This window comes from Rhodopseudomonas sp., from assembly GCF_048594845.1.
In the GTDB taxonomy this organism is placed as follows: domain Bacteria; phylum Pseudomonadota; class Alphaproteobacteria; order Rhizobiales; family Xanthobacteraceae; genus Rhodopseudomonas.
Genome location: NZ_JBMDXE010000145.1, coordinates 1 through 12,722 on the forward strand (window position 1 = coordinate 1; position 12,722 = coordinate 12,722).

10 protein-coding genes and 1 tRNA gene are annotated in these 12,722 nt (G+C 64.3%); 7 read left to right on the forward strand and 4 right to left on the reverse strand.

The genetic code is table 11. The features are described from left to right. The 4 genes from ACOJTD_RS08870 to ACOJTD_RS08885 form a co-directional block, all read left to right on the forward strand. A partial coding sequence (locus ACOJTD_RS08870; RefSeq protein WP_420132553.1) for a PAS domain S-box protein occupies nucleotides 1-1,879 on the forward strand: 1,879 nt, incomplete at its 5' end. Nucleotides 1,880-1,980: 101 nt separating this feature from the next. Next, nucleotides 1,981-2,967, forward strand: a complete 987-nt coding sequence (locus ACOJTD_RS08875; protein ID WP_420132554.1) for a helix-turn-helix domain-containing protein — start codon at nucleotides 1,981-1,983, stop codon at nucleotides 2,965-2,967. 110 nt (nucleotides 2,968-3,077) lie between these two features. Continuing rightward, nucleotides 3,078-4,517, forward strand: coding sequence for an aldehyde dehydrogenase family protein (locus ACOJTD_RS08880; protein WP_420132555.1), 1,440 nt, complete (start codon nucleotides 3,078-3,080; stop codon nucleotides 4,515-4,517). 10 nt (nucleotides 4,518-4,527) lie between these two features. Beyond that, the gene (locus ACOJTD_RS08885) at nucleotides 4,528-6,168 is read left to right on the forward strand and encodes a GMC family oxidoreductase (RefSeq protein ID WP_420132556.1); all 1,641 of its coding nucleotides are present in this window, start codon (nucleotides 4,528-4,530) and stop codon (nucleotides 6,166-6,168) included. Nucleotides 6,169-6,250: 82 nt separating this feature from the next. Here the strand turns inward: ACOJTD_RS08885 and ACOJTD_RS08890 are convergent, their stop codons facing one another. Both ACOJTD_RS08890 and ACOJTD_RS08895 read right to left on the reverse strand, forming a co-directional pair. Continuing rightward, entirely contained in the window at nucleotides 6,251-6,601 is a 351-nt protein-coding gene (locus tag ACOJTD_RS08890) for a GrlR family regulatory protein (RefSeq protein WP_420132557.1), read from the reverse strand. Between the two features lie 273 nt (nucleotides 6,602-6,874). After that, nucleotides 6,875-8,890 carry a methyl-accepting chemotaxis protein gene (locus tag ACOJTD_RS08895; protein WP_420132558.1) on the reverse strand — a complete coding sequence of 672 codons (2,016 nt, stop codon included), beginning with the start codon at nucleotides 8,888-8,890 and terminating at the stop codon, nucleotides 6,875-6,877. A 362-nt stretch (nucleotides 8,891-9,252) separates the two neighbouring features. On the opposite strand from ACOJTD_RS08895, the gene ACOJTD_RS08900 reads away from it, so the two are divergent. Beyond that, nucleotides 9,253-10,101, forward strand: a complete 849-nt coding sequence (locus tag ACOJTD_RS08900; protein WP_420132559.1) for a hypothetical protein — start codon at nucleotides 9,253-9,255, stop codon at nucleotides 10,099-10,101. A gap of 34 nt (nucleotides 10,102-10,135) precedes the next feature. On the opposite strand, the gene ACOJTD_RS08905 is transcribed toward ACOJTD_RS08900, so the two are convergent. Next, nucleotides 10,136-10,212 (reverse strand) — tRNA-Arg (locus ACOJTD_RS08905). A 221-nt stretch (nucleotides 10,213-10,433) separates the two neighbouring features. On the opposite strand from ACOJTD_RS08905, the gene ACOJTD_RS08910 reads away from it, so the two are divergent. Beyond that, nucleotides 10,434-10,880 (forward strand): hypothetical protein, encoded by a 447-nt coding sequence (locus ACOJTD_RS08910; RefSeq protein WP_420132560.1) that lies wholly within the window; start codon nucleotides 10,434-10,436, stop codon nucleotides 10,878-10,880. Nucleotides 10,881-10,999: 119 nt separating this feature from the next. Continuing rightward, nucleotides 11,000-11,875: a DMT family transporter gene (locus ACOJTD_RS08915; protein ID WP_420132561.1), complete on the forward strand. Its 876-nt coding sequence runs from the start codon at nucleotides 11,000-11,002 to the stop codon at nucleotides 11,873-11,875. 450 nt (nucleotides 11,876-12,325) lie between these two features. Here the strand turns inward: ACOJTD_RS08915 and ACOJTD_RS08920 are convergent, their stop codons facing one another. After that, nucleotides 12,326-12,658, reverse strand: a complete 333-nt coding sequence (locus ACOJTD_RS08920) for a hypothetical protein (RefSeq protein WP_420132562.1) — start codon at nucleotides 12,656-12,658, stop codon at nucleotides 12,326-12,328. Nucleotides 12,659-12,722: the final 64 nt, after the last annotated feature.

A 12,722-nucleotide genomic window follows, 5' to 3' on the forward strand; every position in this document is an offset into this window, starting at 1 on the left:
GTGGCAGAGCATTGTGCTCGGCTTGGCCGGCGTGCTGGTCGGCCTGATGGCGGCGGCCTTCGTAGTTCGCCGCACGGTGGGGCCGCTGAGCGCGATCACCGCCGCGATCCGCTCGCTCGCCGCGGGTCGCCAATATACTGCGATCCCGGCGACCGATCTCAAGAACGAGATCGGCGACATCGCGCGTGCTGCCGAGGTGTTCCGCCGAACCCTCGTCGAGGCCGACACGGCGCGCGAGGCGGCGGTGCGAGCGCTGGCCGAACAGCGGCTGGCCGAGGAGAGCTACCGCAAGCTGTTCGAAGGATCGATCGACGGCATCTACGTCACCACGCCGGAGGGCGCTCTGCTCAACGCAAACCCGGCATTGGCGCGGATGATGGGCTACGAGACGCCTGCCGAGCTGATGCGCGCCGCGGCCGACATCGCCGGAGACATCTATGTCGATCCGAACAAGCGGACGGAGTATCGCGCCTTGATGGAGCGGGACGGCATGGTCCGCGAGTTCGAGTACCAGGCCCGCAAGTGCAACGGCGAGATCCTGTGGCTGTCCGACAGCGCCAGCGCGATCCGCGACGAGACCGGCACGGTGGTTCGCTACGAAGGCGCGGTCCGCGACATCACGGATCAGAAGCGCGCCGAAACCGCGGTCGCCGAAGGACGGCGGCTCTTGCAGCAGGTGATCGATACGGTGCCGGCGGTGATCAACGTCAAGGACACCGAACTGCGCTATCTGCTGATGAACCGCTATATGGCGACGATCTTCGGTGTCGATGCGAAGGACGCTATCGGCCGCACCACTGCCGATCTGATGTCGCGCTACGGCTCGCATAAGACAGACGCCAACGACAAGAAGGTCTTGGCGACCGGCGAGGGGCTCGGGTTCTACGAAGAGGAATACCGCGACGTCAGCGGCGCGATGAGGCAGTGGCTGGTCAACAAGATGCCGCTGAAGGATTCCGAGGGCCGGATCGAACGAATCGTGACGGTGGCGCTCGACATCGGCGAACGCAAGCGTGGCGAACTGGAGATGCGGCAGGCCAAGGATGCCGCCGAAGCCGCGCTGCGCAATCTGCGCGAGACCCAGCAATCGCTGATCGAGGCCGAGAAGCTGGCTGCGCTCGGACGTCTCGTTGCCGGCGTCGCGCACGAGGTCAACAATCCAGTCGGCATCAGCCTGACGGTGGCGTCGGCCCTCGACCGCAAGGCCTCGGTGTTCGCCTCCGAAGTCGAGCGAGGCGAGCTGAAGCGTTCTCGGCTCAATGAATTTCTCGCCAGCACGCGCGACGCTTCGGCGCAACTCGTCGCCAATCTCAATCGGGCGGCGGAACTGATCCAGTCGTTCAAGCAGGTCGCCGCCGACCGCAACTACTCGGATCAGCGAATTTTCGATCTCGGCGACCTGACCGAGCAGGTGGTGATGAGTCTGCGGCCAGGCCTGCGCAAGCAGAACCTGACGCTCAACGTTCAGTGCGAGCCGGGCCTGTCGATGAATTCCTATCCCGGGCCATACGGGCAAGTCCTCACCAACCTGTTTCTCAATTCGGTTGCGCACGCGTTTCCCGACGGTCGTCCCGGGATCGTGGAGATCGTGGTGCGTGCTGCGGGGCCGAAGAGCGTGGAGGTCCTGTACTCGGACGACGGCTGTGGCATGAGCCTTGATGTGCGGCGGCGCGCATTCGATCCGTTTTTCACCACCCGGCGCGACCAGGGCGGCACCGGGCTCGGTTTGCACATCGTCTACAGCATCGTCACCAACCGGCTCGGCGGAAGGCTGGAGCTGGTCTCCGAGCCGGGCAACGGTACGCGCATTCAGATGATCCTGCCGCGGGCGGCGCCGCAGGAGGTTGCTGAGGTGCCGGTGGCGAGTGCGCGTGCCTGACTGAGCATTCAGGCCGTGTCAGCCGAGCAGCACAGACTGCTGCCAATGGCAGGGTTCTTGCTTTGCTGAACTGCAGGTCAGTTAGAGAGCCGGAGCCGACGATGCAGACCGCGTTCGCACCCCAGCCCCACCGCACCGTCGAGTCGTTCCAGAGTGGTGTGCGGCAGGTCTGCGGCAACTATACGGTGCGGACCGCGCGGACTGGACAGGGCTGGGGTGAGTTTCCATTCGCGGCGCGGACCGGCCTGCTGCGCGGCGAGGCGGCAACGGAGCTCGCTTATGTGCGCCTTGCCGGCGTCGAGGTCGAACGAACGGCCGAGCAAATCCGCGGCGACTTCGTCGATCACTTCGTGCTCACGATGCAGTTTGCCGGCACCGCCGAGATGACCCAGGGCGGAGCCAAAGCCTTGCTGCGTCCCCGCGATATCTTCGTCAGCGACGCAACCCGGCCAAGCCGGTTCGGCTTCGCCGGGTATGACGCCGAGCAGGTGTCGTTGCACATTCCGCGCAGCGAAGGTGTCGCCAGATTCGGCAAGTTGCTCAATGGACCGACGCTGATCCGCGGCGACAGCGGCTTTGCGGTGGCGCTGAAAGTGCTGATGCTGCGCCTGGCGCGACAGCTGGCCGGCGCTCGAGTCGAGAATATTTGGGAGGCGAACGATCGAGCCGACGAACGGACTGAGGAGGATCCGTCCGGGGATCTGCGCGAGGCTCTGTTTGCGGTGCTGACCAGCGCGCTGCTTGATGCGAGAGACGGCCGTGCTGCGCGCGATACGCACGACCGGGTGTATGACGAGGCCCTCGGTATCATCCATCGGCAGGCGGGCGATCCGGCGTTCGGTGCCGGCGAACTGTGCCGAGAGCTGGGTATCAGCCCCCGCCAATTGCAGCGCAGCTTTGCCCGCCACGGCGACAGTGCGCGCGAGCAAATTCTGACGACGCGGCTCGAGCGGGCGCGCCGGCGGATTCTCAGCGATCCAGAGGTGACGGTCAGCGAGATCGCCTACGCGTCGGGCTTCAACGACCTGTCGTTCTTCTACCGCGCCTACCGCCGGCATTTCGGCTCGTCGCCGGGCGAGCGGCGCTGAGCCTGCGGGTTCGCGTCGCATTAGTCCCAAAGGTCGGTCGCATCCGTCGATGTCGTCCGTTGTCTGGTGATCCTAGCTTCTTCGGCGCTTCGAACCGGAGAAGGGGAGCCATGAACCAGCAGATCCAGCAAAGCGTGCTCGACGGGCCGCTGTTTCCGATGATCATCGGCGGCAAAACGGTCGCGACCGGCAGCAGCTTCGCCGTTACGAATCCGGCCAATGGCGAGATCGTCGGCTACGCGCCGGAAGCCGAGCCCTCGGACCTCGATGCAGCCGTCGCGGCGGCAGCCGAGGCCTTCAAGAGGTGGTCAGCCACCGACGACTCGGTCCGTGCCGCGGCGTGCCTGGCGATCGCCGACCGCATCGAGGCACATGCCGAGGAATTGGCGCGGCTCATCACGCTGGAGCAAGGTAAGCCGCTGGCCGGCATCGGTTCGATGTTCGAAGTGCAGGGCGCCGTCGGTTGGAGCCGCTACACCTCGACGCTGTCGCTCGCTCCCGAAGTGCTTGCGTCCGGCGAGGGCGGTCATGTCGAAAAGGTGCGCAAGCCGCTCGGCGTCGTCGGCTCGATCACGCCCTGGAACTGGCCGATGCTGATCGCGGTCTGGCACATCCTGCCGGCGATCCGCTCCGGCTGCACCGTCGTCTCGAAGCCGTCGCCATTCACGCCGCTGTCGACACTTCGGCTCGTCGAGCTGATGAACGAGGTCCTGCCGCCGGGCGTGGTCAATATCGTCACCGGCAGCGACAGCGCCGGCAATCTCGGCGCGGCGATGTCGGCTCATGACGGCATCCGCAAGATCGTGTTCACCGGCTCGACCGCGACCGGCCAGCGCATCATGCGCTCCGCCGCCGACACGCTGAAGCGGCTGACACTGGAGCTCGGCGGCAACGATGCCGGCATCGTGCTGAACGATGTCGATCCGCAGGCGATCGCCGAGGGCTTGTTCTGGGGCGCCTTCATCAACGCCGGCCAGACCTGCGCGGCGCTGAAGCGGCTCTACGTGCATGCCGACGTTTACGACGCCGTGTGTGACGCCCTGACCGCGGTTGTTGCCAACGTCCGTGTCGGCAACGGTCTCGACCACGGCACGATGCTTGGACCGATCTCCAACAAGATGCAGTTCGACAAGGTCGTGGCGTTGGTCGAGAGCGCAAAAGCAAAGGGGCGCGTGCTGATCGGCGGCACGCCTGGCGAAGGTCTGTTCTTCCCGCCGACGCTGATCGCGGATCTCGAAAACGGCGATCCGCTGGTCGATCAGGAGCAGTTCGGTCCGGTACTGCCGATTATCAAATACACCGATATCGAGGAAGCGATTGCTGCCGCCAATGCTAATCCTTCGGGGCTTGGCGGATCTGTGTGGTCGGCCGATCCGCAAAAGGCGCGCGCGGTGGCGGCGCGGCTCGAGTGCGGCACGGCCTGGATCAATCAGCACGGCATGATCCGTCCCGATGCGCCGTTCGGCGGCACCAAGATGTCCGGCCTCGGCGTCGAGTTCGCCCAGGACGGTCTGCACGAATACACCGATCTCCAGATCGTTATCTCCTGAGGGCAGCGTCATGACTGACAAGATGAACCGTCGCCAATTTATCGGCCGCACTGCTGTGGCGGCTGGCGTTCTCACCGTCACCGGCGGACTTCCCGGCGCGTCGATCAACACCGCCGAGGCGCTCGACGCGAGCTACGACTACATCATTTGCGGCGCCGGCAGCGCCGGCTGCGTGCTCGCCAATCGCCTGACCGAAAACGGCGCACGCGTGCTGCTGATCGAGGCGGGCGGGCCGGACGATAGCGAGAAGATCTCGACCCCGATCCGCGTCATCGAGCTGTGGAATTCGCCTTACGACTGGGCGTATTGGACGACGCCGCAGAAGCACGCCAACAATCGCCGCCTGTATTGGCCGCGCGGCAAGACGCTCGGCGGCTCGTCGTCGCTGAACGGCATGATCTATGTGCGCGGCGCGCCGACCGATTACGATCGCTGGGCGAAATGGGGCAACGAGGGTTGGGACTGGAAGAGCGTGCTGCCTTACTTCCTCAAGTCCGAGGATTATGATGGCGAGCCGTCTGAATATCACGCCAAAGGCGGCTTGCTGCATGTGACGTCGGAAGTGCGGCCGCACCCGGTCAACGTCGCGATGATGGAGGCCGCGGTGCAGGCTGGCCATCCTTACAATCCCGATTGCAACGGGCCGAGCCAGCTCGGCGTCGGCTTCTGCGATCTCAACACGCGCGATGGCCTGCGCCAATCCACGGCGGTGGCGTTCCTGCGGCCCGCGCTCGAACGTCCCAATCTAACGCTGATCACCAACGCGCGCGTCCACAAGGTCGAGATCGAGAACGGCCGCGCGACCGGCGTCACCTATATGCAGCAGGGTGGCATGCATACGGTGACGGCGGCCCGCGAAGTGATCGTCTCGGGCGGCGCGATCGAAAGTCCGCGCATTCTGATGCTGTCCGGCATCGGTCCGCGCGCGCAACTCAAGAAGCTCGGGATACCCGTGAAGAAGGATCTGCCGGGCGTCGGCCAGAATCTGCACGACCACACGCTGCTGCCGGTGACGTGGGAAGCCTCCAAGCCGGTACCGCCGCCGAACAATATGGGCGTCACGCCGCTGCACGTGCAGCTGTTCGCCAAGTCCTCACCCGCACGGCCCGAGCCGGACATGCAGCCGCTCGGCCTGTTTGCGCCGTACTACGCGCCGGAGCAGGACGCCTCGGTGAAGAACGCCTTCACCTTCAATGCGGGCGGCGTCAAGCCGACCTCGCGCGGTGAAGTCCGGTTGACCTCAGCCGATCCGGCGGCGGACATCCAACTCGACATCAACGTGCTGGCCACCGAGTACGACGTCGCTACGCTCGTGACCTGCGTGAAGATGCTGCGCAAGGTTGCGGAGCAACCCGCACTGAAAGCTTGGATCAAGCGCGAGATCTATCCGGGACCCGCCGCCAAGACCGACAAGCAACTCGCCGACTACGCCCGCTCGGCGGTGATGTCGTATCATCATCAGTGCGGCACCTGCAAAATGGGCACGGACAAGATGGCGGTGGTCGATCCGCATCTGCGGGTTCATGGTGTCGCCGGACTGCGCGTGGTCGATGCCTCGATCATTCCGGAGGTCACGACCGGCAACACAAATGCGCCGACCATCATGATCGCCGAAAAGGCTTCGGACATGATCAAGGCCGCGCTTGGCTGATTGTCGAAAAGGGAAGTGGCCGTTTGCGCAATCCGCGGCGCGAACGGTCCTGGACGGAGGCGGCGTAAGCTCGGGCGGAAGACTAATCGGCCGGCGCGAGCCAGCGCAGCGTTGCCCTGAAGAGCTGGCTCGACTTTCCGACCAGCGCGGTGCCCTGCATCGTCGCCGAGGTGTCGGTCCATGTTCCGGACACGCCGATGCCGACCGGTTCCTTCTGTCCGCCGAACAGCGGATTGGCGTCCGGGCTCGGCGTGTGCTGGCTGACGGTGACTTCACCCTTGAAGGTGCTGCCCGACGTTACGTAAGTGCCGGTGTAGAAGAGATACGCGTCGCCGCCGAGGATCTTGCCGTTCAGGAACAGCGCCACGCCACTGCCTTTGCCGGAACGACCGTCCAGCAGATCGGCATGGATCGAATACAGGCCGTTCCTCATCGCGTCTCCTGCGCCCCGTCGCCGGCGTCACCCACAGTTGCAAAATTATGCCAAAGCTCGTTCGCGGCCGTCAACGCGGCACGCGCACGCAAACCGGCCCGGTTGCTGCGCTGCGACCGGCCGAAGGAGTGCGGCGGTCAGGACGATCAGTCGCGGTAAGATTCCGCGACGGGTTAATCCCGATGCTTGTGAGGCGGGGAGAGGGGCGACAAGACAAGGCCCGGTGCGGGATCGCGCCGGGCCTTGGACCGTTACGATGCGGGCGTCGCGGAGCTACGCGGCGCGCACGGTGCTGAGAAATCTGCCGACTTCCGTCTTGAGCCGGTTGCTGTCTCCGGACAGCGACTGCGCCGCAGTCAGCACCTGCGAGGAGGCGGAGCCTGTCTCGCTGGCACCGCGCTGCACGTCGTTGATGTTGGCGGAAACCTGTTGGGTTCCTTGCGCGGCTTGTTGGACGTTGCGGGAGATCTCCTGCGTCGCCGCGCCCTGTTCTTCGACGGCCGAAGCGATGGTCGAGGCGATCTCGGACAGTTTTTCGATGGTGCCGCTGATCTCGCGGATCGCGCCGACCGATTCCTGCGTCGCGCTTTGAATGCTGGTGATCTGCTGGCTGATATCACCGGTCGCCTTTGCGGTCTGCTCGGCGAGGGCTTTGACCTCGGAGGCCACCACAGCAAAACCACGCCCCGCCTCGCCGGCGCGGGCCGCCTCGATCGTGGCGTTGAGGGCGAGCAGATTGGTCTGGCCGGCGATCTGATTGATCAGTTCGACGACATCGCCGATACGCGCGGCAGCCTGGGTCAACTCGCTGACGCGATCATTGGTCACGCGGGCCTGGCTGACCGCATCGTTGGCCATGCGGGCCGATTCTTGAACCTGCCGGCTGATCTCGTTGACCGACGAGGACAGTTCTTCGGTCGCCGAGGCCACCGATTGCACATTGGTCGAGGCTTCCTCGGATGCCGCCGCGACCATCGTAGTCAGCTCCTGCGCGCGCTCGGCGGTTGAGGTCAGCGTCGAAGCCGAGGCCTCGAGCTCGGTGGAGGCCGACGACACCGTCTCGACGATCTCGCCGACCGCCGCTTCGAAGTTGTCGGCGAGCTGGATCATCTCCGCTTTGCGACGCTGCGCCGCGACTTGTTCCTGCCTGGCCTGAGCCTCGGCCTCTTCGCGGGCTTTCTGCTCGGCGTTCTTGCCGATGATGACGACGGTCTTGGCGATATCGCCGACCTCATCACCGCGGGTCGCGCCGGGAATTTCCGCATTGACTTCGCCGGCCGCGATGCGGCCGAGCGCGCCATTCAGCCGCGTCAGCGGGCGGGCGACGCCGATGAAGGTGAAGATCACCGAGCCGATCAGCGCGATCATCACGATGGTCGCGAGAATGAAGCTGACGCGATTGACCTGGGAGAGTTCCTGATCGGCATTGGCCTTGGCGTCGAGATAGTTCTTGCTCGACTCATCCACGGCTTCTCGCATCAGTCCGGCTGACTGATTGGCCGTCGATAGCAGGCTGGCGGCCTGCTCCATCTTGATGACCTCATTCTTCAGCGCCTCGTTCGTCAGACTGGTGAACGAGGCCGCGCTTGCCAACAGTTGATCCACGGCAGCGCTCAACGATCGATCGTTCGTGAGAGTCTTCAACCTCGAGAGCGCGTCGGTGACGTCCTTCGATCGAACGTCGGCCAGCTTTCGCTGCTCTTCCTCTCCGGTGGAGGTGAAGCGCCAGGCGGCAGCGCGGACAGCGTTGAAGTTTGTATCAGCCTCGAGGAGAGTCTTCTCGACCTCCAGTCGCCCCGAGATCGCTGGCGAGACCCGCAGGGCGTCGAGCGATTTGCCCCATTCGCTCGAAGCTGCATTGCGCTTCGCCGTGATATCGAAAATCTGCTTGATCGTCGCAACTTGCGCGGCCGCATACGTCTCGTAATCTTTGACGAGTGCGCTGATTTTTTCGAGGCGCGCTTTGTTCTCAGGAATGATCGTTCGTTGGGTTGCTCCGGCGAGTTCCTTGCTGATCCGCGCGGTCATCTCGTTCAGCGTCGCCGCAGCCTTGTCGACGTCGGGAATGTTTTTGGCCAGCCGGATATCTCGGACTGCGAGTTGCATCCGACGCAGTGCGATGTTGGCTTCGAGGGTGTGCTCGTTGATGTATTGTTGCCCCGCGGCGACGGCATTGGCCGCGTCGATTTTACGTTCGGCAACGATCTGGTTGAACACCATGGCGCCGCTGAGTAGTACGCCGATCAGGCCAGCGAGTCCGAGCTTGTTACCGATGCGGTCGAATTTCATGATGTTGAGCCTCGAATCCGGAGATGCCGGTGTGCTCGCAATCTGGAAGTGACCAATTAGCGAAAGGTGAAATCGAATCTGCGTACGATTACCAGTTAGTAGTGGTATCAAAGTAGTTGTGAACAATCTTTGCGGCCAATAGACGAGATGTACGTGGTCTCGGCCACGGAATGATCCGAGGGTGCGCAGCACAACGCGGTGATTTGGCGCAGGCCGGTTGATCCGCGCTTCCTGGGGATAATCCGGGGCGCGGCGGTGTGGAGTGTCGGCAATTGACCGCCCGGATGGGATCGCGGAAGCTCGGTTCTCGTGTCAGGTGCGCAGGAAGGGACAGCGCGTTGAGCCTCACAACCCATCTGGTCGTGATCGATCCACAGAACGACTTCATGGACATCCGGGCGGCCGAGGGGGATCCGGTCGGCCTTGCCCTGCCGGACGGCACGCGCTTCCGCTCGACGCTGCCGGTGCCGGGGGCGCTGGAGGACATGGCGCGGGTCGCCGCGATGATCGACCGGCTGGGCGCACGGCTCGACCGGATTCACGTCACGCTGGATACGCACCGGGTCATCGACGTTGCCCATCCGGCGTTCTGGCGCGATCCAGCCGGGGCGCCGCCGCCGCCGTTCACCCTCATCACCCGTGCGGACGTCCAGTCCGGGGTCTGGTCGCCGCGTCGTCCGGAATGGCGATCGCGGATGCTGGACTACACCGCCGAGCTGGAGCTCGCCGGCAAGTTCGTGCTGATGATCTGGCCGGAGCACTGCCTGGTAGGCAGCTGGGGCCATAATGTCACCGACACTCTGCGCAGTGCGCTAGCGGCCTGGGAGCGAGGGCAGGGCGTCCCGACCGAGTTCGTCGCCAAAGGGCTCAACACCTTCACCGAGCATTACGGCGCGCTGATCGCTGAAGTGCCCGATCCGTCCGATCCGGCGACCCAGCTCAACCGCGACTTCGTCGCGACGCTGCAGCAAGCCGATATTATTGCCATTGCGGGCGAGGCGTCCTCGCACTGTGTCGCCACCACCGTGCGCCAGCTCGTCGATCATATCGGCGAGCAGCATGTACCCAAGGTCCACATCCTGACCGACTGCATGTCGCCGGTGCCGCCGTCGCCGGGCTCCCCGGATTTCCCGGCGATCGCCGAACAGTTCCTCGCCGACATGGCGGCGCGGGGCGTGGTGCTGACGACTTCTGATGCGTTTCTGAGCTGAAAGCTGGGAGCCCGCCGACCTGGGGGCGGGCAGATGGCGCGCTCGGAAGGATTCGAACCTCCGACCCTCGGAATCGAAATCCGATGCTCTATCCAGCTGAGCTACGAGCGCCTGGGTTGTCCGCAGCCGCGATGCGGTGGGACGAGTGGCCGATTACAGCATTTCTGCGGGGATTTACAGGGGGGCTGGCGGAATTGCCCAGGTTTTGGCTGCCCATGTTTTCGCCGGAATGCGATGCTTAACGATTTCCAAACATTGTGAAGCCAGAGTGTCGGCCAGACGGTGCGGGTCCGCCGTCGTCCTGTCCTTCGACGTCCCGATTGCCGTTGTCCATGCGAAGACTGCTTCCGTCGCTGCTGCTCCCCCTGGTGCTGATGGTGTCGCCGGCGCACGCCGATCTGCGCATTACCCGCGACCACGGCGGCTACGTCACCGAGTACAAGGCCAAATACGAGCGCATCCGCGACCGCCGCGAGCGGGTCATCATCGATGGCATCTGCAATTCGGCCTGCACGATGGTGTTCGGCATCGTGCCGCTGAACAAGATTTGCGTCACGCCGCGGGCCAGCCTCGGCTTCCATCTCGCCTATTACGACAAGGCCTTCACCTTCGGCATCAAGGTCAACAGCTCGGAGGGGACCGACGAGCTGATGAGCTATTATCCTCAGCCGGTTAAGGACTGGATCCGCCGCAACGGCGGGCTCACCAACGAGATGAAGAAGATCAAGAACGGCGTCGAGCTCTGGAAGATCGTCGACCCGTGTCCTGAGGATTTTTAATGGCGCGCAGGCCGCATCCGCTTGCCGTCGCTTCATTCGCCATCCTGTCGGCTGCACCTGCGTCGCGTTGACGCATTAATCGTTGCGGCGCGTTCGCCGATCAGGCACTCAGGTGGTGCATGACAACCTCCACTGACCATCTGGCCGCGCGCGCGGCGCCGGCGATCTTCGTGGTGCTTTGGAGTACCGGCTTCGTTGGCACAAAATACGCGCTGACCGGCGCCGAGCCGCTAACCTATCTGACGCTGCGGATGGTGCTGGTGGTGGCGCTGATGGCGATCATCGCGCTGATCACGCGGCCACGCTGGCCGAACCTCGCCGGCATCGGCCACAGCATCGTCGCCGGACTGCTGGTGCACGGCGTCTATCTCGCTGGCACCGCGATTGCGATCGCACATTCGGTGCCGGCTGGACTTTCGGCGCTGATCCCCGGGCTGCAGCCGATCCTGACCTCGACGCTGGCCAATCGATGGCTCGGCGAACGCGTCACGCCTCAGCAATGGCTGGGGCTGGCGCTGGGGCTCGGCGGCGCGCTGATGATCATGCATAACCGCAGCATCAGCGGCGATGCGGGCTGGGGCTGGCTGGCGTCCGGCTGCTCGCTGATCAGCATCACGCTCGGTACCCTTTATCAGAAGCGGTTCTGCAGCGGCATCGACTGGCGCGCCGGCAACATCGTGCAGTTTCTCGCCGCGATGGCGCTGTTCGGCGTCGGCGCGCTGCTGTTCGAAACCCGTGAGGTGCGCTGGACGGCGGAATTCCTGCTGGCGTTGACCTGGCTGGCACTGGTGCTGTCGATCGGCTCGATCGGTCTGCTGTACTGGCTGATCCGCCGCTCGGCCGCGACCTCGGTGGCAAGCCTGTTCTACCTGGTGCCGGCCGTCACCGCCCTGATGGCCTTCGTGCTGTTCGACGAGCGTCTCGACGCTGTCGCCATCGCCGGCATGGCGATCTGCGCCGCGGCTGTGTTTCTGGTGAATCGCACACGGGTGTAGCAGGGCGACGTCGGAAGGGGCGCGAGCAGCTCGGCTGCCATCGCTGACCTCGAACTCAATCTTCAACAGCGACGCACCATTTTTTCTCGCGGCTCCAATGAGCGCGAGTTGTGCACCCGTCGCTTTCCCGCGAGTGGAGGCGCGCCGGTCGGCGCAAAGGTGGTGAGGATCGCGATGGCTTTGCGGACGATTGCGCAGCCGTCTTCCGGCCCGCCCGCCGCGGCGATGTTCGGCTGTCGGGTCGGTGCTTCCGGGACAGTCACCATGCACTCCCCACCGCTTGGCGATGCCGAGCGTGTTGGGGAAGGGGCGGTGAGCCGCACAGCGAGCCAACCGAGAAGTTCGAACAGCAAGCTCAACCGTTAAGCCGCACAGCAAAAAGCCTCCGGGCCGGGAGGCCGGAGGCTTCTGCGATCCGTCTGACTTCGCGAGGAAAGCGGCTCGACGCGCTTACTTCTTGGCCTTCTTGCCGGCCTTCTTCGCAGTCTTCTTGGAGGATTTCTTGCCAGCCTTCTTGGCCGAGCTCTTGGCGGCCTTCTTGGCTTTCTTCGGCGCCTTTTTCGCGGTCTTCTTGGTCGCCTTCTTGGCGGATTTCTTCGCGGCCTTCTTGCCAGCCTTCTTGGCCGGGGCCTTCTTCGCCTTCTTGGCGGTCACTTTCTTGGCGACCTTCTTGGCCGCCTTGCTCACGGCCTTACGGGCTTTCTTGACCACCTTCGTGGTCTCGTCGGCAGCGGTGCTGATGGCGTCGGTCACCTGATCGATCAGCGGCTTTTCGTCGTCCATGTCGTCCCCCAAGGGTTCTAGAGCAGAGTTGTCAGAACTCGGTTTTGCAGAACAGGGTTTGCGG